The organism is Streptomyces sp. NPDC018031 (genome assembly GCF_044327625.1).
Lineage (GTDB): Bacteria > Actinomycetota > Actinomycetes > Streptomycetales > Streptomycetaceae > Streptomyces.
This window is the reverse complement of record NZ_JBIRFT010000006.1, coordinates 290,350-314,131: the sequence shown is the minus strand read 5'-3', so window position 1 is coordinate 314,131 and position 23,782 is coordinate 290,350. Positions and strand designations below refer to the sequence as shown.

15 protein-coding genes are annotated in these 23,782 nt (G+C 76.7%); 7 read left to right on the top strand and 8 right to left on the bottom strand.

The window, feature by feature from the left end; translation table 11 throughout:
• Positions 1 to 68: 68 nt before the first annotated feature.
• On the bottom strand, positions 69 to 2,201 hold the full coding sequence (locus ACH4B3_RS17715; protein WP_398463768.1) for a HelD family protein: 2,133 nt from the start codon (positions 2,199 to 2,201) through the stop codon (positions 69 to 71).
• 373 nt (positions 2,202 to 2,574) lie between these two features.
• Here ACH4B3_RS17715 and ACH4B3_RS17710 point away from each other — a divergent pair, with 373 nt between their 5' ends.
• Positions 2,575 to 2,766, top strand: a complete 192-nt coding sequence (locus ACH4B3_RS17710; RefSeq protein WP_398463767.1) for a hypothetical protein — start codon at positions 2,575 to 2,577, stop codon at positions 2,764 to 2,766.
• A 211-nt stretch (positions 2,767 to 2,977) separates the two neighbouring features.
• Here ACH4B3_RS17710 and ACH4B3_RS17705 read toward each other — a convergent pair whose 3' ends face one another.
• The gene (locus tag ACH4B3_RS17705; RefSeq protein WP_398463766.1) at positions 2,978 to 4,627 is read right to left on the bottom strand and encodes a DNA repair helicase XPB; all 1,650 of its coding nucleotides are present in this window, start codon (positions 4,625 to 4,627) and stop codon (positions 2,978 to 2,980) included.
• 445 nt (positions 4,628 to 5,072) lie between these two features.
• Positions 5,073 to 8,006 carry a helicase-associated domain-containing protein gene (locus tag ACH4B3_RS17700; protein ID WP_398463765.1) on the bottom strand — a complete coding sequence of 978 codons (2,934 nt, stop codon included), beginning with the start codon at positions 8,004 to 8,006 and terminating at the stop codon, positions 5,073 to 5,075.
• A 133-nt stretch (positions 8,007 to 8,139) separates the two neighbouring features.
• Here ACH4B3_RS17700 and ACH4B3_RS17695 point away from each other — a divergent pair, with 133 nt between their 5' ends.
• Both ACH4B3_RS17695 and ACH4B3_RS17690 read left to right on the top strand, forming a co-directional pair.
• Positions 8,140 to 9,720 carry a hypothetical protein gene (locus tag ACH4B3_RS17695; RefSeq protein WP_398463764.1) on the top strand — a complete coding sequence of 527 codons (1,581 nt, stop codon included), beginning with the start codon at positions 8,140 to 8,142 and terminating at the stop codon, positions 9,718 to 9,720.
• 1,252 nt (positions 9,721 to 10,972) lie between these two features.
• Positions 10,973 to 11,719 carry an HAD family hydrolase gene (locus ACH4B3_RS17690; RefSeq protein ID WP_398463851.1) on the top strand — a complete coding sequence of 249 codons (747 nt, stop codon included), beginning with the start codon at positions 10,973 to 10,975 and terminating at the stop codon, positions 11,717 to 11,719.
• On the opposite strand, the gene ACH4B3_RS17685 is transcribed toward ACH4B3_RS17690, so the two are convergent.
• Complete coding sequence (locus ACH4B3_RS17685; RefSeq protein WP_398463763.1) at positions 11,641 to 11,946, bottom strand: hypothetical protein; 306 nt, start codon at positions 11,944 to 11,946, stop codon at positions 11,641 to 11,643. The genes ACH4B3_RS17690 and ACH4B3_RS17685 overlap by 79 nt on opposite strands.
• 162 nt (positions 11,947 to 12,108) lie before the next feature.
• Here ACH4B3_RS17685 and ACH4B3_RS17680 point away from each other — a divergent pair, with 162 nt between their 5' ends.
• Positions 12,109 to 12,492 carry a cold-shock protein gene (locus tag ACH4B3_RS17680; protein WP_398463762.1) on the top strand — a complete coding sequence of 128 codons (384 nt, stop codon included), beginning with the start codon at positions 12,109 to 12,111 and terminating at the stop codon, positions 12,490 to 12,492.
• A 133-nt stretch (positions 12,493 to 12,625) separates the two neighbouring features.
• Here the strand turns inward: ACH4B3_RS17680 and ACH4B3_RS17675 are convergent, their stop codons facing one another.
• From ACH4B3_RS17675 to ACH4B3_RS17660, 4 genes are all read right to left on the bottom strand, one after another.
• A complete protein-coding gene (locus ACH4B3_RS17675) occupies positions 12,626 to 13,525 on the bottom strand; it encodes a 1,4-dihydroxy-6-naphthoate synthase (protein ID WP_398463761.1) in 900 nt (299 codons plus the stop codon).
• Between the two features lie 14 nt (positions 13,526 to 13,539).
• Positions 13,540 to 14,376 carry a futalosine hydrolase gene (locus ACH4B3_RS17670; protein ID WP_398463760.1) on the bottom strand — a complete coding sequence of 279 codons (837 nt, stop codon included), beginning with the start codon at positions 14,374 to 14,376 and terminating at the stop codon, positions 13,540 to 13,542.
• Between the two features lie 430 nt (positions 14,377 to 14,806).
• Positions 14,807 to 15,313, bottom strand: a complete 507-nt coding sequence (locus ACH4B3_RS17665; protein ID WP_398463759.1) for a hypothetical protein — start codon at positions 15,311 to 15,313, stop codon at positions 14,807 to 14,809.
• A 26-nt stretch (positions 15,314 to 15,339) separates the two neighbouring features.
• Positions 15,340 to 17,013 (bottom strand): MFS transporter, encoded by a 1,674-nt coding sequence (locus ACH4B3_RS17660; protein WP_398463850.1) that lies wholly within the window; start codon positions 17,011 to 17,013, stop codon positions 15,340 to 15,342.
• Positions 17,014 to 17,578: 565 nt separating this feature from the next.
• On the opposite strand from ACH4B3_RS17660, the gene ACH4B3_RS17655 reads away from it, so the two are divergent.
• The 3 genes from ACH4B3_RS17655 to ACH4B3_RS17645 all read left to right on the top strand — a co-directional run bounded on the left by ACH4B3_RS17655 (position 17,579) and on the right by ACH4B3_RS17645 (position 23,563).
• Entirely contained in the window at positions 17,579 to 18,484 is a 906-nt protein-coding gene (locus ACH4B3_RS17655) for a DUF3027 domain-containing protein (protein ID WP_398463758.1), read from the top strand.
• A gap of 459 nt (positions 18,485 to 18,943) precedes the next feature.
• Complete coding sequence (locus ACH4B3_RS17650) at positions 18,944 to 22,450, top strand: sacsin N-terminal ATP-binding-like domain-containing protein (protein ID WP_398463849.1); 3,507 nt, start codon at positions 18,944 to 18,946, stop codon at positions 22,448 to 22,450.
• A 348-nt stretch (positions 22,451 to 22,798) separates the two neighbouring features.
• Positions 22,799 to 23,563, top strand: a complete 765-nt coding sequence (locus tag ACH4B3_RS17645) for a calcium-binding protein (protein ID WP_398463757.1) — start codon at positions 22,799 to 22,801, stop codon at positions 23,561 to 23,563.
• Positions 23,564 to 23,782: the final 219 nt, after the last annotated feature.

The following is a 23,782-nucleotide window of genomic DNA, read 5'->3' as shown; positions in this document are numbered from 1 at the left end:
GTACCGCGCGCGGTACGGGGCACGGCGCGTACCCCGGGCCCGGCGGCGGGCCCTGCGGGTGGCCGCGGTCAGCGTCCGGCGGCGGCCAGTCGCTCCGGCAGGGGCGCGGCGTGGACCACCGCGAGACCGGACACCGCTCGGGTCAGCGCCACGTACAGCCGGCGCAGGCCGGTGCGTTCGTCCGGTTCGCCGTCCACCACGGCGGCCGGTTCGTCCAGCACCACGTAGTCGTACTCCAGGCCCTTGGCGAGCGTCGCGGGCACCAGGGTCAGCCGGGACTCGGCCGTGGTCTCCTCACCGGGCGCCAGCCAGGTCAGCCCGGCCGCGCTCAGGGCGGCGGACACGGCCGGGATCCGGGCGTCGGCCGCGATCAGGCCGATGGAGCCCTCGTGGTCCAGCGCCGTCCGGCAGGCCGCCACCACCTCGGCGTCCAGTGCCTCGGGCGCCACGGCCCGGACCGTGAAGTCGCCGGGGGCCTCACGGATCGAGGTGGCCTCCGACAGGCCGGGGGCGATCGCGGGCAGCAACCGGGAGGCGTAGGCGATCACCTCGCGCGGCACCCGGAAGCCCTGGGTCAGCTCCTCGATCAGCCCGTCCGGTTTGCCGAGGTGGTCCAGCGCCTCCCGCCAGCTGCCGGTCGCCCAGGGGGTGGTGCCCTGTGCCAGGTCGCCGAGGATGGTCGCGGAACCGGTGGTGCAGCGGCGGCCCACCGCCCGGTACTGCATCGGCGACAGGTCCTGGGCCTCGTCCAGCACCACGTGCCCCAGGGACGGGGTGCGCTGGATCAGGTCGGCCGCCTCGTCGATCAGCACCGCGTCGGCCGGGGACCACTTCGCGCTCCGCACGCTCCGGGCGGGCTTGGTCCAGCCGATCGCCTTCTGCTCGTCGGCGGTGAGCAGACCCTCGGCGTGCTCGGCCAGGAACTCCGGCTCGGCCAGCAGCCGCAGCACCAGCTTCGCCGGGTCGACCGGCGGCCAGATCGCCTTGACCGCGGCCTTCACCGCCGCGTTGCGCGCGACCGCGTCCTGCACCCGGTCGTCCGGCGCCTCGCCGGCCTGTTCCATGCGGACCAGCACGGCGTGCGCGATCCGCTGCGGCAGGGCCTCCCGGGCCGCCCCGTACCGGATGTCCCGGTCCAGCAGTTCGCCGACGATCTCCTCGATCTCGTACGCCGGCACCCGCCAGCGGCGTGAACCGCGTACCACCACGCACGCCTCGGTGGGCATGGTGACGTGCGACCGCACCGCCCGCCGCAGCACCTCGGCCAGGCGCGCGTCTCCCTTGAGCCGCGCCGCCTCGGGGTCGTCGGCCCCCCGCACCAGCACGCCCTCGCGCGCCACCAGGTCGTCCACCGTGGCCTGCTTGACCTGCAACTCGCCCAGCGCGGGGAGCACTTGCTCGATGTACTGGAGGAAGGACCGGTTCGGGCCGATGACCAGGGTGCCGGTCCGGGACAGCCGCTCCCGGTGCGCGTAGAGCAGATACGCGATCCGGTGCAGGCCCACCGCCGTCTTCCCGGTGCCCGGTGCCCCCTGCACACACACCGTGCCCCCGATCCCGGCCCGGACGATCTCGTCCTGCTCCGGCTGGATCGTCGCCACGATGTCCCGCATCGGGCCGACGCGCGGACGCTCGATCTCGGACTGGAGCAGCTTGCCGGTCTGCTCGTCCTCGGCCGGGTCGGTGAGGTTCTCGTCCTCGTACGCGGTGAGTTCGCCGCCGGTGTAGCCGAACCGGCGGCGCAGCGCGACCTCCATCGGCTGCTTCTTGGACGCCTGGTAGAAGGGCTGGGAGACCGGCGCCCGCCAGTCGATCACCATCGGGTCGCCCTCGGCGTCGTGCACATGGCGGCGACCGATGTAGAAGCTCTCGCCCTCCGCGCCCTCGGCCCGGTCCGCGCCGGGCGGGTTCAGGTAGTCCAGCCGGCCGAAGAACAGCGGGGTGTGCGCCAGGTCGGCGAGCGCGGCGATCCGCTCGTCGATCTGGCGCTGCAGGACCTGGGCGTTGACCCAGTTCGCGGTGACGTCCTTGATGTCGAGCGCCTCGACGTCGGCCCGCATGGCGCGCAACGCGGTGCGGGAGGCGGCCAGATGGGCCTGCTCCCGTTCCAGCGGCCCCGGAGGGCCGGGCGGGTCGGCGGGCGCCTCCGCGAGGTCGTGCGCGCGGTGCGGATCGTGCTGTTCAGGAGCGTGCGAGGGCACGGCGGGGCCTCCGGCTGGGTACGGCTGTCCGGTAACGCAGGAAGGTCGCGCGGGCGGCGGCCCGTGCGCGTGCCGCCCGGTTTCCGTCCGGGCGGCGGCTCTCCCCGGGCAGGCCCGAGCGGGCCGTGCGGGAGCGGCTGGAGGTGGCCCCGGAGGGAGCCGGGGCGCCGGACGGGACCGGGCACCGGACGAATCCGGGGAAGGCGCGATTGTAGCCACGGGGGGCGGGGCACGCGAACGAATATTCACCGCGCCTCAGGGTTGCCCCCGGGCTCCCGTAGGGGTCGGCCGGTCCTCTGGTCGTACCTGCCGACGACCGCGGTTACATCGGCAGACCGATGTGCTCCGGACGGGTGAGCAGCATCCTGGATACATGAGCACAGCAGTCGTCAACCCCGTTCCCGGCCCCGCGGCCCACGGTGCCACCGCTCTCCGCGACGACGCCGAGGGCCACCCCCGCCACCTCCTCGGCAACGCCCTGCGCGCGGTCAAGGTGTTCGCCGCGACGGCCTTCAGCGTGGTCGTCCTCGGCGAGTACGGCGAGGAGATGCACCCCGCACGCTGAGTACCGCCCCGGGCACCGCACCGGAGCACCCCACCGTGAGCCGGGACGCTCCGGACTCCCGGCCCCGAGCCGTGAGGTCCGGCCGGCCCCGAGCCACCGGCCGGCCCGGCCTGCGGGCGCGTGCGGCCGGGGCCCGGGGGTCGGACCGGTGGTGCACCGGGGGCGGCGGCCCCGGGGAGGCGGTCCTGGGGAGCCAGCCCCGGGGAGGCGGTCAGACCTCGTCGCCCGCCAGCAGCGCGCTGGAGTCCACGATCCGGTACGCGTAGCCCTGCTCGGCCAGGAACCGCTGGCGGTGCGCCGCGAAGTCCTGGTCGATGGTGTCCCGGGCGACGACCGAGTAGAAGATCGCCGGGTGGCCGTCGGCCTTGGGACGCAGCACCCGCCCCAGCCGCTGGGCCTCCTCCTGGCGGGAACCGAAGGTGCCCGAGACCTGGATGGCGACCGTCGCCTCGGGGAGGTCGATGGAGAAGTTGGCGACCTTGGACACCACCAGTACCGAGATCTCGCCCTGCCGGAAGGCGTCGAAGAGCTTCTCGCGCTGGGCGTTCGTGGTCTCGCCCTTGATCACCGGTGCGTCGAGATGCTCACCGAGCTCGTCCAGCTGGTCGATGTACTGCCCGATGACGAGCGTCTGCTGGCCCTTGTGCTTGGCGACCAGCGCCTCGGTGACGTGCCGCTTGGAAGCCGTGGTGGCGCAGAAGCGGTACTTCTCCTCGGTCTCCGCCGTGGCGTACGCGAGCCGCTCGGAGTCGGTGAGGTTGACCCGCACCTCGACACAGTCGGCGGGCGCGATGTAGCCCTGCGCCTCGATCTCCTTCCACGGCGCGTCGAACCGCTTAGGGCCGATCAGCGAGAAGACGTCCGACTCCCGGCCGTCCTCGCGCACCAGGGTCGCGGTGAGGCCCAGACGGCGGCGCGCCTGAAGGTCGGCGGTGAACTTGAAGACCGGCGCGGGCAGCAGGTGCACCTCGTCGTAGACGATCAGGCCCCAGTCGCGGGAGTCGAACAGCTCCAGATGCGGGTAGACGCCCTTCCGCTTGGTCGTCAGCACCTGGTAGGTGGCGATGGTGACCGGCCGGATCTCCTTCCGGGTGCCGCTGTACTCGCCGATCTCGTCCTCGGTCAGCGAGGTCCGCTTCACCAGCTCGTGCTTCCACTGCCGGGCCGACACGGTGTTGGTGACCAGGATCAGCGTGGTCGACTTGGCGGTCGCCATGGCGCCCGCGCCGACCAGCGTCTTCCCCGCACCGCAGGGCAGCACCACGACGCCGGAGCCGCCGTGCCAGAAGCCCTCCACGGCCTGCTTCTGGTAGGGGCGCAGCGCCCAGCCGTCCTCCCGCAGCTCGATCGGGTGGGCCTCGCCGTCCACGTATCCGGCGAGGTCCTCGGCGGGCCAGCCCAGCTTCAGCAGCGTCTGCTTGATCTGGCCGCGCTCGGAGGGGTGCACCGCGACGGTGTCCGGGTCGATCCGGGCGCCGACCAGCGGCTGGACCTTCTTCGACCGCAGGATCTCCTCCAGCACCGGGCGGTCGCTGGTCTCCAGCACCAGCCCGTGGGTGGGGTGCTTCAGCAGCCGGAGCCGCCCGTAGCGGGCCATGGTCTCGGCGATGTCGACCAGCAGGGCGTGCGGGACGGGGTAGCGCGAGTGGGACACCAGCGCGTCCACGACCTGCTCGGCGTCGTGGCCGGCGGCACGCGCGTTCCACAGGCCCAGCGGGGTCACCCGGTAGGTGTGGATGTGCTCGGGGGCCCGCTCCAGCTCCGCGAACGGGGCGATGGCGCGGCGGCAGGCGTCGGCCTGCTCGTGGTCGACCTCCAGGAGGAGAGTCTTGTCACTCTGGACGATGAGTGGTCCGGTCACGCGGATGAGCCCTTTCCGTTCCGCTTGCGGTGCGCGCCTGGCCTGGCGAGCTGGAGTGGCCAAACCACCAGTGTCCCCCATCGCGGTGGATGTCGGGAAAGCTTCGACGGACGGTGAGCGACGGCGGCCCGCCGGTAGCGCCGCGCCCGGCCGCCGTACCCGCCGGCCCGCGGTACGCGCCCTACGCGCCATACGTGTCGACACCCGCCGCCTCGCGGTTCGCGCCGTACCCGCCGGCACCCGCCGCCGGCCCGCGGTACGCGCCCGTCGACGCCTGCCGGAAGTGCATGCCGGTGACCTGCCACCCCGTGCGTGCCGGCCACCCGCCCTCGCGTGTGCCGGTGGCTGGCCTACCACCGTCCGCGCCGGTGAGGTGCCCCCGTGCGTGCCGGCTGCCCGGTCGGGGCGGTGCGCGGACCGGGCGGGCGGCGGAGCCGGGGCCCGGCTACCCGTCCTCGTCGGCGAGTTCGGCGGCTCCGGTGATCCGGTGCAGCGGATAGGTGCGGACTTCGTCGGCGGTGTGGTCGTACGCGGTGACGAAACCGCCCTCCACCCGGATCGGCGCGATCACCCGCTGGCTGGCCGCGCCCTCGGCGTTGACGTAGCCGATCCACACGGCGGTCCCGGTGAGGACGGCCGCCTGCATGAGGGCGAGGGTGTCGGCGGTGGTGGTGCGCGGCAGGCCGCCGGCCGTGACGGCCGCCTCGGCGCGGGCCGCGGGAGCCGGGACCGGCTTGTGCGGGGTGGTCGCGGCGAGATCACCGGCGCGGATGGCCCGTACCGCGGCGCCGAGCAGGGTGTCGTCCGGCACCGGCGGGCCGTCCGGCACCGGCGCCGGGGCGGTGCGTGACGGAGTCCGGTGCGCGTCCGGCCGGGTCACCAGCACGTCGCCTTCGGCGGACTCGGCCGCCGGCGCGTACCCCATCGCGCGCAGACCGTCGAGCAGGGCCTCCGGCGGGGCCTGGGCGGCGAGCACGGTCGGCGCGAGCCGGCGCAGTCGCAGGTTCGCGGAACGCCGGTCGGCGAGGATCTCGGCGAGCAGCGCGTCGTCGTCGCAGCGGACGTAGGCCGAGGCGGTGCCGATCCGCAGCAGGCCGTGCTTGCGGGCCACGTCGTCGATCAGGTAGCTGAGCGGTTGCGGGACCGGGGTGCGGGAGTGCTCGGCGAGGAAGGCGTGCAGGTCGGCGGCGGAGCGTCCGGCGTCCAGGGCGCGGCGGACCGAGGCGGGGGTGAAGCGGTAGACGGTGGCGCCGCCCTTGGACTCCACCTCGGCCAGCACCCCCAGGGCGTCCGCCAGGTGCCGCTCCAGCGGGCCGGGGGCGATCGCGGTCAGGTCGGCCTGGAGGAGGACGTGGTCGAGCGGTTCCGGCAGCAGCGGCGCGAGCACCCCGGCCGCTTCCGCCGCCCGGGCCGTGGCCTCGGCGGGGCCGAGCGGCCGTGGGGCCGGAGCGGCCGCGGGGGCGTGCGCCGGGCTCGCCGCGGGGGCGGCGGCCGGGCCGGGGGCGGCCGCCGCGGGCCGCCCGGAGCCCAGCAGGGCGCGGCCGTGGGCGGCCAGCGCGCCGCGGCCGGTGACCCCCAGCAGCTCCGCCTCGGTCAGGGCCCAGCGGGCCAGCCGGGAGCGGAGGTCGCCGGGCGGGGCGGCCGCCGCGCCGGGTTCGCCGGCGGGCCCGGGCGCGTCGGGTGCGCCCGGTGAACCGGCGCCCCTGCCCGGGCCGGCACCCGCCCCGGTACCGCCGGACCGGGCACCGGGCTGTATGGAGGCGCCGGGGCGCACCCCGGTCCGGGAGGTGCCGCCGCCCCCGCGCAGCGGCCGTTCCCAGCGGAGCCGTGCCAGCAGCGCCTCCTCGGCGGCCGTTGCGCCGGGCGGCAGCCCGGCGAGGAGTTCCAGGACGCGGCGGCGCACTTCCGGAGCCGGGGACCGGTCCAGCTCGGGGCCGAGGGCGGAGAGGGTGCGGCCCTTGGCGTCCCGGGTGCCGACCAGTCCGGCGGCCCGGGTGGACGCCAGCCACGGGGTGGCGAGGGCCGTCCAGCGTTCCTCGGCGGGCAGCCGGAGCCAGTCGTCGTAGCGCGGGGTGGGGGCGAAACGCTCGTCCGCGTCGCCGTCCGAGGCCAGCAGCCCGGCCGCGTAGGCGAGTTCGATCCAGAACGCGGCCACCGGCTCGGTCACGTCGAGTGCGGTGGCGGTGCGTTTGAGGTCGCGGACGCTCAGCCCGCCGGCGCGCAGTACCGGCGGCCCTCCGGTGTCCCAGAGTTTGAGGAGTTCCTCGACGGTGGCCAGCGCGGTGTGCGCCTGCCCGGCCGCGGCGGCGTCCACAGCCTGTGGAAGGTGCTCGGCCGAGGGCCGGACCGCGGGCGGCAGCGGTTCCGGGGCGCGGTGCGCCCGCCCGCCGCGCAGATGGAGCGCCGCCTCCCGGGGGAGCACCACATGGCGGGCGCCGGAGGGCAGCAGCAGGCCCCGGTCGAGCAGCCAGCGCACCGCCGGGCCGGGCGAGTCGACCGACACCTCGCCGTACGGGGGTCCCCAGGTGAGCCGGGTGAGGACGGTGACCGCCTCGGGCGGTGCCTGGGCCAGCAGCCCGGCCATCCGGGTCCGGTCCTCGAACAGGGCGGTCAACGCGCCGACGGCGGTCACCGGATCGTGGGTCGTGGGCAGCCCGGCCCCGGTCAGCAGTTCCTGCAGGCGGCCGGGCGACATGCCGGCCGTCGCCTCCGCGACGGTCGGGCCCAGGCCGGTCGGCGAGGGGTTGGTGCTGGACGGGGCGAGGAGCTCCCGGGCGGTACGGACCAGCCGCAGCCGGTCGTCGCCGCCCCACACCAGGGCCTGCTCGCGGAGCACGGCGACCGCACGCGGCAGTTCGGCGGCGACCGCGGCGCCGAGGGCGGCTCCCGGATCGCCATAGCCGGCGGCGGGCTCCGCCGGATCCCCGGCCGCGGGCGGGGAAGCGGCCGCCGAGGCCCCGGCGGTCCCACCGGCTCCGGGCGGACCGCCGGCCCCCGGCGAGTCGGCGGCCGCGGCCGGGCCGGCCGGGTCGTCGCCGGTCATCAGCGCCCGCAGGGCCGGGTACGCACAGGGGTCGGGGGCGACCGCCAGCGCCTCCGCGGTCTCCAGGGCGAACCGGTCCAGCCGTTCCACGGCGCGCACCACGGAGGCCCGGGTCCCGGCCCGGGTGGCCAACTGCGTCAGGTCGCCGGGCACCGGCGAGAGCAGATCCGGCCGGGCGCGCAGCAGGGCGGTGAGGGCCTCGTCGGGGCGGGTACGCAGCTCTTCGGCGAGGGTGCGCGGGGCGGCGTCACCGGTCCGTCCGGCCGTCGGCCCGCCGTCCCGGCCGCTTCCTTTCCCGGGAGTCGGAGGGGTTCCCGGGGTCCGCGAGATGGTCATTCGACCCACAGTAGCGGGTGGTCAGGGCGGGTGGCCGGGAGCGCGGACGGGCACCGCTCCGGGGCCGGCGCGGTACCGTCGGAACGGTTCCGCAGCGGCGGGACACCAAGGGTGCGCGTCCGCAGGGGTTTTGGTGGGGATCGAAAGCGATCGGCTCGTGTACGACTACCTGAGCCAGGTCGGCGACCTGGCTCAGCAGCGGGGGCTGCCGTCCCGCGACCGGATGCGCCTGGTCGCCTCGTTGCGCTCGGAGATCGAGCAGCGGCGGGCCGGCGCCGGTTCGGCCGGCCTGACCGAGGCCGGGGTGAAGCGGATCCTCGGCCGGCTGGGCACCCCGGCGGACGTCGTGGCCGAGGCGGGTGGCACCGCGGCCGGGCCGGACGTCCCGGCCGGCGCCCCGGGCCCGGCCGGCACGGCGGCCGACGACTCGGACGACGGTGGCCCGGCCCGGGGCCCGTCCTTTCCCACGGGTCCCGCGGGTGCCCTGCGCGGCCTCGGCGGACGGCTGGGACGGGGCGGCGCGACCCGTGACGCCGGCCGGTCCGGCGGCACGGCGGGCGACGCGCCCGGGGTCCCCGGCCCGCGCGACCGCGGGGCCGGGTCCGCCGGGCAGGCCGGCCGGCGGTCGCGCGGGGTTTCGGAACGGCCCGGGACGCCCATGCCGCCCGATCCGTCCGAGACCCCTCGGCCCCGCGAGCCCCTTCACTCTCACGAGGACACGGAGCCCCACGCGCCGCGCCCGAGCCGGGAGACGGATGATCCGCGTCCGAGCCGCGAGGCGGATGGTCCGCGCCGGGACGCGGCGGAGGCCCGGCCGTCCGGGCCCGCGGAGCCCGCGGCGGCGCCCGACGCGCGGGAGCCCGCCGCACGGCGGATCTCCCGTACCGCCCGGGAGCGGCTGACCGGGTTCGCCGGGCGGAACGGACTGACCGGCAAGGGCGTGCCCGGCCCGCGCGCCGGCGCCGACCCGCTGCGCGGCGCGGAGGCCGACCGGCCGCGCGGGGCGTCACCGCCGCACCTGGCCGGCGAGGACGAGTTGAGCTCGCGGGAGTCCGACCCCGACTGGTGGCGGACCGACCCGGGGCCGTTCGCGGAGCGGCGGGACAGCACGTTCGGCACCGTGGACGGCTTCACCGGGGGCATCGAGCTGCCCGAACTGCTCAAGCCGCCGCCCGCCGAGGAGGACGAGGCCGAGCGGGACCCGGCCGCCGTCGAGCAGGACGTGCGGGACGGGGACGCCGCGGCCGGGAGCGCGGGGGGCGCCGGGACCGCGCGCCGGGGACTGCTGCGCCGCGCCCTGCGCCGCCGCGGCCGGAAGGCCCCGCAGAGCGACGGCGACGGAGGCGGCAAAGCCGCCGGTGCCGGTGCCGGTGCCGGTGCCGGTCTGATGGTGGTGCCCGCCATCGGACTGCTGCTCGCCGGCGCGTTCCTCGGCAACATCATCGTGCTGGCGATCGGCTGGCTGGTCGCCTACTACCTGTGCCGGCTCGGCCCCAAGGAAGCCAAGCTGGCGGTGCTGGTGCTGCCCGGCCTGGTCGCCGCGGCGGCGATGGTGTGGGTGTGGGGCCGGCTGGACGGCCGCTGGGGGGACCCGATCCCCGAGGGCGGCCTGGGCGACGTACTCAAGGACACCTGGCCGGTGGTCGTCCGCACCGCCGCCGTGGTGTCGGCGCTCTTCCTGCTCTGGCGGGCGAGGCGACGGCGGCAGGGCTGACCCGAGGACGGCGAACGTCCCACGGCGGGCCGCGCCCTCTGTCCGGGGCGGCTGGGAGCTCACGGGGGCGCGCGGGCCGCCCCGCGCGCCGTTCGTGGCGGCATCCACTGCCGCTCACCCCGGCCGGGCGTTCACCGCCGCTCACCCGCCGACCAGGCGTCCACCGCCGCTCACCCCGGCCGGGTGTCCACCGCCGCTCACCCCGGCCGGGTGTCCACCGCCGCTCACCCCGGCCGGGGGTCCACTGCCGCTCACCCCTGCCGGGCGTTCACCGCCGCTCACCCCGGCCGGGCATCCGTCTTTACTCACCCGCCGCCCCGGCGGCCGTCCTGTCCCGTCCCGGCCGCGCTCTGCGGTGGTGTGCGGTTCCGGGCCGCCGACTCCTCCGTCCCGCCGCCCGGCGACGCCGCCGGGCCGCGGGCGCCCACCCCCGGCCCGGAGCCCCGCCCCGCCGCTGGCCCCTCCTGCCTGGAGCCCCCGCCGCTGGTCCGGAGCCCCGCCCAGGCTCTGGTCCGGGAGCCCCGCCCACCCCTGGACCGGGCCGCGCGCCGCTCCCGGAAACGGGCCTCGCTCCATCCCGGAACGGGAACCGGGGTGTCGCGCCACTCCGGACCCGGATCCGGCGGTCGATGCCAGGTCCGGACCAGCGATCAGAAATGGCCATATCGCCCCGGGGTGCCGCTCTCCCGACCGGAGGGCGGGCCGGCCTGCCGGAAGCGGACCCGGTGGGGCGGCCGCGGTCTCGGCGGCGGCGCCGACCGGGTGCGACCGGCCGCCGCGGCGCGTTGACAGCCGGCCCACCCCCGCCCCGCCGCACTCCAGCTGCACCCGGCCCCACCCCGCTGCACCCGGCCCCGCCCGGCCCCGCCCGGCCTCGCCCGGCCCCACCCGGCCCCACCCCGCCCCGCCGCACTCCAGCTGCACCCGGCCCCACCCCGCCCCACCCCGCTGTGCCCGGCGCGGGGTCGCCGGGCGCCGGCGAGCGGGCCGCGGACGTGGCACCGACGGCCGGAGCCGCCCGGCCGGGGTCCGGCGGCACCGGCCGGGGCGCGGCGGCACCGGCCGAGGCGCAGCGGGGTGAGGCGGGGTGCGGAGGCACCGGCCGGACACCGGTCGGTACCGGCCGGACACCGGTCGGCCGTGGCCCGCCGCGCCCGGTGCCCAGATCGTGGACAGTGCCGGGAAATGGCTGATCATCGCCCATTGCGGGCGAAGTGAGCGAGGCTGAGCGCGGCCGGTGGGCCACGGCAGAATGGCGGGCATGGCTGCGCACCCCACACCGGTCGGTACGACGACCGCCGGACTCACCGTCGGCTTCGACCTCGACATGACCCTGATCGACTCACGGCCGGGTATCAAGGCGGCATACGAGGAGCTCGCCGCCCGCACCGGTACCCACATCGACGCCGACCTCGCCATCACCCGGCTGGGGCCGCCGCTGGAGCAGGAGCTGGCGTACTGGTTCCCCGAGGAGCGCATCCAGCAGGTCGGCGACCTCTACCGGTCGCTCTACCCGCAGTACGCGATCGCCGCCACGCCCGCGCTGCCGGGCGCCCGGGAGGCCGTGGCCGCGGTGCGGGGACTGGGCGGCCGGGCCATCGTGGTCACCGCCAAGCACGAGCCGAACGCCAAGCTGCACCTGGCGCACCTCGGGATCGAGGCGGACGCCGTCATCGGCTGGCTGTGGGCGGAGGCCAAGGCGGAGGCGCTGCGCGAGTACGGCGCGGCGGTGTACGTCGGGGACCACACCGGGGACGTGCGCGGGGCGCGCGCCGCGGGCGCGCTGTCGGTGGCGGTGGCCACCGGCCCGTGTGACGCGGCGGAGCTGCGCGCGGCCGGTGCCGACGTCGTGCTGCCCGATCTGGCCGCCTTCCCGGCCTGGCTGAAACGCTACGCGCGCGAGGTCGGTGCGGCGGGCGGTCAGGCGGGGCTCGAAGGCGAGGGCCCGGCCGCCGCTGCCCGGGCCGCCGGCGACGCCTCCGCCACCGACCTGGCCTGACGGCGCTGGGCCGCGATCGACCGCAGCATCCCGGCGGCGGCGAGCGCGAAACCCACTCCCATCAACATGCTGACCAGGTACGCGGCGGTGGGCAGGGGGTCCGCGCCGAGCAGCAGCGGGGCGACGGTGGCCATGGTGGCCACGGCGCCGACCATGAAGACGACGGCGCCGAGCCGCACCAGCCCGTCGCCGGGGGCAGGGTCCTGGGATCGAGGTGTGTCACTCACCGCACCAGGGTAGGTCGAAAGCGCGCAGGAACCACCCGGGTACGTCTTGTCACCGGGCTCCGGACCATTAGCCTTGGTGGTGGCGGGTCTTGCGACCCGCTGTAGTGCTATCCAGAGCTGTTTTTCCGTGATTTCCGACGAGTGACGAGGACGAGGACAGACGTGCCTACCGGCAAGGTCAAGTGGTTCAACAGTGAGAAGGGCTTCGGCTTTCTCTCCCGCGACGACGGCGGCGACGTCTTTGTGCACTCGTCGGTACTTCCGGCCGGAGTGGACTCGCTGAAGCCAGGACAGCGCGTCGAATTCGGCGTGGTGGCCGGGAACCGCGGGGACCAGGCACTTTCCGTGGTCATCCTCGATCCGACCCCGTCCGTGGCGGCGGCCCAGCGCCGCAAGCCCGACGAGCTGGCGTCGATCGTGCAGGACCTCACCACGCTGCTGGAGAACGTGACCCAGCAGCTCGAACGCGGCCGCTACCCGGACAAGGCGCACGGCTCCAAGATCGCGGGCATGCTGCGGGCGGTCGCCGACCAGCTCGACGTCTGACCCCCGGCCCGGCCCGGCCCCGGGTGGTCACGGCGCCCGGCGCGCGGCGGTCGCGACGCGCGGCCGCGCTTGCCGGCGGGACGGCGGCCGGCCCGCCGCGGCCCGCCCCCGTCACCCCCGCCGCCGCCCGGCGTCACCCGAAGTCCAGCGCCTCCCGGTCGAGGGGCGGAACCAGCCCCTCGGCCGCGGCGCGGGTCAGCAGCCCGCGCACCGCGGCGTAGCCCTCCTCGCCGAGGCCGGCGGTGAACTCGTTCACGTAGAGCCCGATGTGCTGGTCGGCCACCGCGGGGTCCATCTCCTGCGCGTGCTCCAGCACGTAGCGGCGTGAGGCCGAGGGGTCGTCCCAGGCCATCCGCACCGAGGTGCGGGCCGCCTCGGCCAGGGCCCGCAGCCGCTCCGGGCCCAGCGAGCGCCTGGCGATGATGGCGCCCAGCGGGATCGGCAGGCCGGTGGTGTCCTCCCAGTACTCGCCCAGGTCGGCCAGCCGGTGCAGCCCGTACTCCTGATAGGTGAAGCGGGCCTCGTGGATGACGAGACCGGCGTCCACCTTCCCTTCCCGGACCGCGGGCATGATCTCGTGGAACGGCAGCACCACCACCTCGCCGATCCCGCCCGGGACCAGGTCCGCGGCCCACAGCCGGAACAGCAGGTAGGCGGTCGAACGTTCGCTCGGCACGGCCACCGTCCGGCCGGTCAGCCCGCCGGCGCCCGCGGCCGGCGGTTCCCGGGTCAGCACCAGCGGCCCGCAGCCCCGGCCGAGCGCGCCGCCGCAGGGCAGCAGGGCGTACTCGTCCAGCACCCAGGGCAGCACCGCGTAGGAGACCTTCAGTACGTCGAACTCCCCGCGCTCCGCCATCCCGTTGGTGAGGTCGATGTCGGCGAAGGTCACATCGAGCGCCGGGGCGCCGGGCACCAGGCCGTGGGCCCAGGCGTGGAAGACGAAGGTGTCGTTGGGGCACGGCGAGTACGCGATGCGCAGCGGCCCGGCGTCCGGTGCCCGGGTGTCCGCCCGAGTGTCTGCCTGCGTGTCCATGGGGGATGGCCTCCTCAGTTCGGTGATGTCCCGGCCGGGCCCCCGGGCGGCGGAGCGCTCGCCGCGGCGAGCACCGGGACCAGCTCCCGGAAGGCGTCGCACAGCGCGTCCAGCGCCTCGCGGATGCGCCAGGCCGCGCGGTCGCGGGGGCCCACCGGGTTGGAGATGGTGCGGACTTCGCACACCGGCACACCGTGCGCCGCGGCCGCCTCGGCCACCCCGAACCCCTCCATCGCCTCGGCGACGGCCGCGGGGTGCCGGGTGCGCAGTCCGGTGGCGCGTGCGGCGCTGCCGGTCACCGTGGACACCGTCAGGACGGTGCCGCGCACCGCGCCGGTGGCCTCGGCCGCCGCCCGGACCAGGGCCTCCGGCGGCCGGTGCTCGACGGTGCCGAAGCCCAGTTCGGTGACCGGCGCGAAGCCCTCCGGAGTCTCGGCGCCGAGATCGGCGGCGGTGATCACGTCGGCCACCACCACCGACTCCGGCGGGGCGGCCGGGGCGAAGCCGCCGCCGATGCCGGCGGACACCACCAGCTCGTACGGGGCGCCGCGGAGGGCGGCAGCGGTCAGCGCGGTGGCGGTCGCCGCGGCGGCCGCGGCCGGGCCGACACCGGCGTCCAGCACCTCGACGGTCAGGCCGCCGAGGGGCCGGGGGCCGGGGCGCGGGCGGTCGGGGTCCCCGGCCGGGAGCGGCTCGTCGAAGGTGGCTCCGGCAGTCCCGGCGCCGCCGCCGGGGGCGGCCGCCGGCGCGGACGGCCCGGGGGACGGGGCGGGGGGCGGGACGGTGGGCGGGGCGGTGCACAGGGCGCGGATCAGCCGCCCGGTGCCGTAACCGGGGAGCGGCAGGGGCACCGGCGGCACTCCCGTACTGCCCGGCAGCGGCGATGCTCCGGTACTGCCCGGTGCCGACGGCGTTTCCGCACCGCCCGGTCCGGATGGCGTCCCGGCGCTACCGGGCGGCGGCGCCCCGGCGGGGTGCCGCGATGCCGGGGTGTCCGGCAGTGGACGGCCGGGGTGCGCGGTACCGGCCGGGGTGGCCGGCGGCGCGGCGGACCGGGCGAGTCCGCGGGCGACCGCGTCCCGTTCGGCGGCAACCGCCGTGACCACCAGGACCCGCATCAGCGCTCTCCGGTTGCAGGGTGCCCGTGACCGGCCGGCCGTGCCGCCGCGGACGGGGTGCCGGCAGCTCGTCGCGCGGCCGGCGGCGCGCCGGCGGGCCGGTCGGCGCCGCCCGGCCGGGCGGCCCTGCCGGACCGGCCCGCCGGCCGCCGCGCGGTGTCCGTCAGGGCTCCAGCTTCAGCTTGAAGTGCCACATGCCGACGGGCGGGGCGGTGTCCTTCTCGCCGAGCTGCACGACGGCCAGGGTGACCTCGTCGCGGATCTCGGTCTGGCCCATCTGGTTGCGGGTCTCGAAGAGCTTCTCGCCGTCGAAGCTGCGGTAGGTCTCGGTGCTCTCGTCGTTCATGACCGGCTCCGGGCCCGTCACCACGACCCAGCCGTCCTCGGCGATCTTGGGGTCCACGCCGATGCGGACCCTCTCGCCCGGGTGGACGGTCAGCGTCTCACCGGTCTCCTTGTTGAGGCAGGTGTTGATGTCCTTCTTGGAGATCCCGTCCTCGTCGTAGCAGCCCTTGGTGGCTTCGGAGACCTCGGAGTGGGAGCCGACCGTGACCGTCGCCACCGGAGTCGGCTTGTCGCAAGCGGTGAGGGCGACGAGCCCCAGGGTCACGGCACAGGCGGCGGCAGCGGCACGACTGGCCTTGCCCCGGGAAAACAGCGCAACGGTCATGCGGGCAGGCTACCGGGCCGCCCGGTTCACGCCACGCGGGGGTACGGCGAGCCGCGCCGGCCGGCGCCGAGCAGTCCCCGTACGGCGGCGAGGGCGCCCAGCGCGATCAGCCCGGCGGCGACCGCCATGCCCAGCACCCCGTTGAGCGGCAGCGCGATGCCGATCGCGCCGCCGACCACCCAGGCCATCTGCAGGGTGGTCTCGGAGCGGGAGAACGCCGAGGTGCGGACCTCCTCCGGCACGTCCCGCTGGATCAGCGCGTCCAGCGACAGCTTGCCCAGCGCCTGCGAGATCCCGGCGGTCGCCGCGACCGCCGCCACCAGCACCGTGCTGAACAGCACGGCGGTGACCACCAGCACCCCCAGGGCGCTCAGCAGCACCACGGCGATGATCCGCTCCGGGCCGCGCGCCTTCAGCCAGGCGCCGATGGCCGTGCCCAGCGCGTTGCCCAGGCCCGCCGAGACGACCACCACCCCCAGCGACACCTCCGGGCTCAGCCCGGGCAGCGGATGCTCGCGCAGCAGGAAGGCGAGGAAGAGGGTGAGGAACCCGGACAGCGCCTTCAGCGAGGAGCACGCCTCCAGGGCGTGCAGCACCGACGGCCCGACCGTGCGCAGCCCGGGACGCCGCGTCCGGCCGCCGCTGACGGCCTTTCCGGTCGCGGCCGGGGCCGGCGCGTCCCCGGCCGCCGACCCCGGGACCCCGGTCGTCGTCTCCGCGTCCCCGGTCGTCGCCCCCGCGTCCTCGGCCGCCGTCCCCGGGACCCCGGCCGCCGTCTCCGCGTCCCCGGTCGTCGTCCCCGGGGCCCCGGCCGTCGTCCCCGTGTCCTCCGCCGTCGTCCCCGGGGCGGCGGCGACCGTCCCGGTGGCCGCCGTCCCGGTGGCGGGCGTCCGGGTGGCGAGCGCGCTCCGCCCCGCAGCGGCGGCCGCGCGGTGCCGGGTGGACGGCAGGTGCAGATGGTGCTCGCCGGAGGTGAGCCGGGCCTTCGCCTCGCCCTTCGCCGAGTCCACCTTGTGCGGCAGGGTGAAGGAGAGGAAGGTGCCGATGGCGAACACCGCGCACGCCCCGTACAGCGGCCACTCCGGCCCGAGCTGATGCAGCCCGGCCCCCAGCGGGGCAGCCAGCCCGGTGGCCAGCAGCCCGGAGAGCGTCACCCGTGAGTTCGCCTTGACCAGCGAGAAGCGCGGCGGCAGCAGCCGGGGCACCACGGCGGACCGCACCACGCCGTACGCCTTGGACGCCACCAGTACGCCCAGTGCCGCCGGGTACAGCTCCAGCCCGCCGCCCGCGACGGCGGTCGACATCAGCAGGGCGAGCACCGCCCGGCTGAGCATCGCGGTGGCCATCGCGGCCCGGCGGCCGTGCGGGATGCGGTCCAGCAGCGGGCCGACCACGGGCGCCAGCAGCGCGAACGGGGCCATGGTGATGGCCAGGTACAGCGCCACCCGGCCACGCGCCTCGTCGGTGGGGACGGAGAAGAAGACCGTGGAGGCGAGCGCGATGGTGACCATCATGTCGCCCGCGGAGTTCACCGCGTGCAGTTCGATCAGCTTGCCGAGACCGGACTCGCCCGCGCCGTGCGCGTGGGTGGCGCGGCGGATGCCGCGTCCGGTGGCGGCGAGCGGGTGCCGCAGCACACGGCCGAGCCGCCGGCCCCGTCCCCGGGCCCGGACGTCCTCGCGGAAACGGCTGGCGCTGATGGCTGTCACCCGATCTTTCACTCGACCATGGTCCCGCCTACCCCGCACGGGGGTGAGCCTTTCCGGTGCTTTGCGAAGGGTTTACGAAACTCGTGCCATGCCTTCTGCCTACCCCGGCGAACGGGCTTGCGCCATCCCTCGCGCGGTACCGCGCGAGGTCTTCCGCGCCGGCCCGGCGAGGTACCGGCCCCCGGTCCCACACTGCCTTCCGGGGCGGTCGGCCACCGCCCCGGCCGGGCGCGGACACGGCTCACCCGGCAGTCAACCGGTCGGTGGCCCGGTGGTCGAGGAGGCGTGCGCCGCCCCGTCGGCAGGTTCATGACGGCACCCGGGGGTAGGGCGCGGTGGGCCGGACAAGGTAGCGTGCCTTCCGCGCCTCCGACGGTCGTTCCTGGCCACGCACCGAGTCGCGATCCCGCAGAATGGGACGTAGCAGGTGCGCCCAAGGCCGAACGGGCGCGGACGTCGACGCGGCCCTTCGGTCCGCTCCGTCCGCCGTCCCGGCCGCATGGCAGGCGCACTCGTGAGACGGCGTAGGAGAGAATCGATTCTTGTGAGTGCTGCGATGCGAAGCCGTACCCCGGACCGCCTGTGCGCCGAGGCCGTCGATCTCGCCCGCGAGGCGGCCGAGGAAGCTGCGCTCCCCGGGATGGTCGGCGACCACGTCGCCACCGTCGCCGACGCCGACCGCGTCGTCACCCATCTCTTCGAGAGCAAGGAACCGGGCTACCGCGGCTGGCGCTGGGCCGTCACCGTCGCCCGGGCCTCCCGCGCCAAGCTCGTGACCGTCGACGAGACGGTGCTGCTGCCCGGCCCGGACGCCCTGCTGGCACCGGAGTGGGTGCCGTGGAGCGAGCGGCTCCGCCCGGGCGACATGGGGCCGGGCGACCTGCTGCCCACCGACGCCGAGGACCTGCGCCTGGAGCCCGGCTACACCGCGGCCGACGTCCCGCCGCCGAACTCCGCCGTCTCCGCGGAGATGGCGGAGCTGGTCGAGGCGGAGGACGCGGAGGTGACGCCCGGGTCGCCGGCCGCGCAGCCGACCGCCCCGACCCGGGGCAGCGTCACGGCCGTCGCCGAGGAACTGGGCATGCGCCGCGCCCGGGTGCTGTCCCGCTACGGCCTGCACACCGCGGCCGACCGCTGGGACGAGTCGTTCGGCCCGAAGACCCCGATGGCACAGGCCGCCCCGGCCGCCTGCGTCAGCTGCGGCTTCCTGATGCCGCTCAGCGGCTCGCTGAAGCAGGCGTTCGGCGTGTGCGCCAACGAGTTCAGCCCGGCGGACGGCCGGGTGGTCTCCCTGTCCTACGGCTGCGGCGGGCACTCGGAGGCGGCCGTGATGCCGAAGCCGCCGCGCCCGGCGCCGCCGGTGATCGACGAGACGGTCGTCGAACCGATGCCGCTGCACCCGGACCGCACCGGCGGTTCGGTCGAGCCCGACACGCCCGCGGAAGAGCTCGGGCACTCCTGACCGCGGCCCGCCGCCCGGGGCCCGAACCCGGCCGCCCGGTGACCGCCGCGGCTCCGGTCTCCGGCCGCCGTACGGCGGGCGCGGCTCCGGCCCGGCCGTCATGCGGCGGGCGAGGCTCAGGTCCGGCCGTCATGTGGCGGGCGCGGCTCCGGTCCGGTTCCCGGGCCTGAGCGCGCCGTGAGACCTGCGGCCCCGCGGCGGCCGACGGCCGCGTACCGTGCCACCCGCGAAGGCGCCGCCCCGGTCCGGGGCGGCGCCGTCCGGCGCTGCGCGCCCCCGCCACCTCGCGCCGCCGGCGTCCCGGGCCGGGGCCGCCCGGCAGCGGTGGAGCGGAGGGGGCGGGCGAGCGCACGATCGAAGTGGCGGTACGTTCGCCGCTGGCAAGGCGCGCGGGCGGGGACCGCGCGGGTACCGGAATCACCGACCAGGAACCCGGAGGCGAACGTGAGCAGCACGGCGATGGTGCGAGGCGCGACCGAGAACGCCGACCCGTTCGGCACCGCGCGGCTGCGCCGCGGTGTGCTCGACGCCTGGGCCGCGTCGTCCGCCCGCTTCCGCGAGGACGCCAACGCCGAGGAGGATCTCGCCCTCGGCGGCTACCGCGACCGGCTCGTGGTGGAACTCGCCCAGAACGCCGCCGACGCCGCCGCCCGCGCCGGGGTCCCCGGCCGCCTCCGGCTGACCCTGCATCCCGCCGCGGGCGACGACCCGGCGGTGCTGGCCGCGGCCAACACCGGTGCCCCGCTGGACGCCGCCGGGGTCGAGTCGCTGGCCACCCTGCGGGCCTCCGCCAAGCGGGACGACGGCGGGGCCGGCGGGCCCGGGGAGCCGGCCGGGCCGGTCGGCCGGTTCGGCGTCGGCTTCGCGGCCGTGCTGGCGGTCACCGACGAGCCCGCCGTGGTGGGCCGGACCGGCGGGGTCCGCTGGTCGCTCGCCGAGGCGCGGGAGCTGACCCGCGCGGTGGCCGAGACAAACCCCGACCTCGCCGACGAGCTGCGCCGCCGCGACGGCCATGTGCCGCTGCTGCGCCTGCCGCTGCCCGCCGAGGGCACCGCGCCCGAGGGCTACGACACCGTCGTGGTGCTGCCGCTGCGGGACGGTGCCGCCGAGGACGTGGCGCGGCGGCTGCTGGCCGGCATCGACGACGCGCTGCTGCTCACCCTGCCGGGGCTCACCGAGGTCGTGGTGGAGACCCCGGACGGGGTACGGACCCTGCGCCGGCAGGTGGACGGCCCGTACGTGGCGGTCGAGGACAGCGCCGCCGCCCGCGGCGTCACCCGCTGGCGGACCGAACGGGTCGGCGGCCGGCTGGACGCCGCGCTGCTCGCGGACCGCCCGGTCGAGGAGCGCACCCGCCCGTTCTGGTCGGTGACCTGGGCGGTTCCGGTGGACGAGACGGGCTCCCCGGTACGCCCCGGCACCGCGCCGGTGGTGCACGCCCCGACCCCCACCGACGAGCAACTGGGGCTGCCCGCCCTGCTCATCGCCTCCTTCCCGCTGGACCCCACCCGCCGCCACACCGCGCCCGGCCCGCTCACCGGCTTCCTGCTGGAGCAGGCCGCCGAGGCGTACGCGGCGCTGCTGCGCGACTGGTACCCGGTGACCGTCGGCACGCTGGACCTGGTGCCCGGCCCGCTGGGCAAGGGCGAGCTGGACGCGGAACTGCGCCGCGGGATCCTGGAGCGGCTGCCCCGGGTGGCGTTCCTGCCCGGCGCGGCGGCCTCCACGGCGGGCGCCCCGGAGGAGGAGGGCGGCGCGCTCGGCGAGTTGTGGGGCGAGGGCCCGGACGCCTGGTCGGCCCGGCCGTCCGGCGGCGCCGGCCCGGCCGCCGGCCCGGCACCGGCCGCCCGGCCCGGCACCGACGCCGCGGCGCGGCGCGTCCCGGACCTGGAGGCGTGGCCGGAGTCCGGCGCTCCGGCAGGGCCGGGCGGGGAGCCGTACGCGCTGCGGCCGCTGGACGCGGAGATCGTGGAGGGGGCCGGCGCCGAGACCGTGCTGGTGCTGGCGGAGCTGTTCCCCGGGCTGCTGCCCGCCGGTCTGGAACGCCGGCCGGAGCTGCGGGCGCTGGGCGTGGCGCGGGTGCCGCTGGGTGAACTGATCGACCGGCTGGCCGGGGCGGAGCGTCCGGCCGCCTGGTGGTGGCGGCTGTACGACTCGCTCGCCGGTACCGACCCGGACCGGCTCAGCGGCCTGCCGGTGCCGCTGGCCGGCGGTGGCGCCGGGGGACGCGGCGTCGCGATCGGCCCCCGGCAGGTGCTGCTGCCGCTGCCCGGCGGTGGCCTGCCCGAGGACCTGGCGGACATCACCGGGGGGTACGACCGGGGCGCCGGCCGGGCCGGCCGGCCCGCCCCGGCCGACGGCGGCTTCGGCGCGCCGGACCGGGACGACGCCGCGGAGACGGCCGCCCGGCACCGCACGCTGGCCCGGCTCGGGCTCAAGGTGGCGCACCCGGAGGCCGCGCACCCGCTGCTGGAGAAGCTGGGCGCGACACCCGCCACGCCGCGCGCCGTGCTCACCACCCCGCAGGTGCGGGCCGCGGTGGCCGCCTCGCTGGACGACGAGGACCACTGGTACGACGCGGACGCCGAGGACGACGGCCACCGGGCGGGCCTGGACGCCGAGGAGCTGGCCGAGACCGTGCTGGGGCTGGTCCGGGACGCCCGGCTGGCCCCGGGGGACGAGCCGTGGCTGGCCGCGCTGGCGCTCCCCGACGACGAGGGCGAGCCGGCCCCGGCGGGCGAACTGGTGCTGCCGGGCAGCGACTTCGAGGCGGTGATCGTGGAGGGCGAACTGGCCCGCTGCGACCCGGAACTCGCCGAGCGATGGGGCGAGCAGCCGCTGACCGCGGTCGGCGTGCTGGCCGGCTTCCAGCTGGTCCGCGCCACCGACGTGGTGCTCGACCCGGACGAATTGGACCCGCGCGACGGGGACTTCGCCGAACCGGACGACGCCGGACTGCTCGACGCCGTCGACGTGTGGTGCGAGGACGTGCTGGACCGGCTGCCGGACAGCCCGGTGCCGCCGGTGGCCACCGAGATCGTCGCGGTGCGCGACCTGGACCTGGTCGCCGACGACGCCTGGCCGAAGGCGCTGGCGATGCTGGCCCGCCCGCCGCTGCGGGACGCCCTCACCACCCCCGTCCGGATCCTGCTGCCGGACGGCACGACGGAGACGGTCCGCCCGTACACCGCCTGGTGGCTGCGCGGCCATCCGGTGCTCGACGGGCGCCGGCCCGCCGGTCTCCGGGCGGCCGGTGGCGATCCGCTGCTGGCCGGTCTGTACGAGGCGGCGGACGCCACCGGGTTCGACGACGAGCAGGTGCTGCGCGCGCTGGGCGTGCGGACCTCGGTGGCGGCCCTGCTGGACGAACCGGGCGGCGCGGCCGAGCTGCTGGGCAGGCTCGCCGACCCGGCCCGTGCGGTGACCGCCGCCCAACTGCACGCGGTCTACGGCCTGCTGGCCGACCTCGACCCGGATCAGGTCACCCTGCCGGACGAGCTGCGGGCCGTGGTCGACGGCCGGGTGACGGTGGTGGACGCGGGCGAGGCGCTGGTCGCCGACGCCCCCGACCTGATCCCGCTCGCCGCCGGTCTGCCGCTGCTGCCGGTGCGGCCCGGCCGGGCGGCGGAGCTGGCGGAGCTGTTCCAGGTGCGGCGGCTGAGCGAGGTCCACGCGGACACCGCGGTGCCGCCGGACGGCGAGCCGCGGGACGTACCGGAAGCGGTGCGGGTGCTGCTGCCCGGCGCCCCGGAGTCCTATGTGGAGCACGAGGAACTGGTCGTGGCGGGTGTCGAACTGGACTGGCGCCGCACCCCCGACGGAGTGCTGCACGCCGCTACCCTGGAGGGGGTCGCGGCGGGGCTGGCGTGGGCGGCCGGCGAGTGGCACCGCCGGTTCGAGGCGGCCGCGCTGCTGGAGGACCTGACCCGTACCGACGAGCTGGAGCAGGCGCGCTGGTTCGACTGACCGGCCCGGCCGGGGCGGCGCGATCCGCCCCGGCCATCCGGACCGGCCGCGCTGGCGCCATCCGCCCCGGCTACCCGGACCGACCGCGGTGGTGCGATCCGCCCGGCCCCCGGACCGGCCGCGCTGGCGCGATCCGCCCCGGCCACCCGGACCGACCACCGGTGGCGGCGAGGCAAACCATTCCGCCGGTGAGACCATTGTGAATGCCGGGTGAAGATCGTACAGTTGTTCCACTTCAGGCTCGGTCCCGGCCATGCCGCCCTGCGGCCGGTGCGGCGCGTGACGCCACCTCAGGCCCCGGAGAGCGCGGGCAACCGGACGGAGCCTCTTCTTTCCTGTGGGGGACAGATGCGCAAGCGCACCACCATGGCCGTGCTGACCGCGGCCGCCGCGGCCGCGACGGCCGGCCTCACCGCCCCGGCGGCCCAGGCGGACGGGCACGGCGACACGGCGATCACCCAGGTGGTCGTCAACGGCGGCAAGCCGGTCGTCATCGACGCGACCACCGCCACCACCTTCACCGTCTCGGTCACCGCCACCGACGACTCCGGCATCCAGGGCCTCAACTACCTCGACCTGGAAGGCCCGGAGGGCGGCTTCGAGTCGCCCGCGTCGCGGGTGCGCTGCACCGTGGTGAACGAGACCACCTCCACCTGCTCGGCGAGCTTCACCATGGACCCGCGCACGGACTTCGTCGACAACAGCCCGGCCGGCACCTGGTACGTCAGTACCTGGGCCGACGGTGAGGACGGCGACTTCCACAGCAACGCCAAGGCCGCCTCGTTCCGGGTCCAGCGGCAGTCCAAGCTCACCGTCAACGCCTCGCCCGAGCCGGTGAAGAAGGGCAAGACGATCACCGTCACCGGCAACCTGACCCGCGCGGACTGGCGGAGCCACGGCTACGTCGGCCACAAGGACCAGTCGGTCCAGCTGCAGTTCCGCAAGCAGGGCACCGACACCTACACCACCGTCAAGACGGTGAAGACCACCACCGGCGGCGCCCTGAAGACGACCGTCACCGCCGCCACCGACGGCTACTGGCGCTGGAACTACGCCGGCATCTCCACCACCGCCCCCGCCAAGGCGGGCGGCGACCTCGTCGACGTGCAGTAATCCCGGCGCACCGGACCCGACGTGACGACGCCGGGCCGCCCGCGACGGGCGGCCCGGCGTCCGGCTCCCGGTCCCCGGCTTCCGGGTCGGGGCGGCCGGCTCCCTGGTTCCCGCTCGGGGCGTCCGGCACCCGGCTCCCGGCTCCCGGCTCCCGGTGTCCCGCTCGGGTGTCCGGCGCCCGGCTCACCGGCCGGGCACGGCATGGCGCCGCCCGCCGGG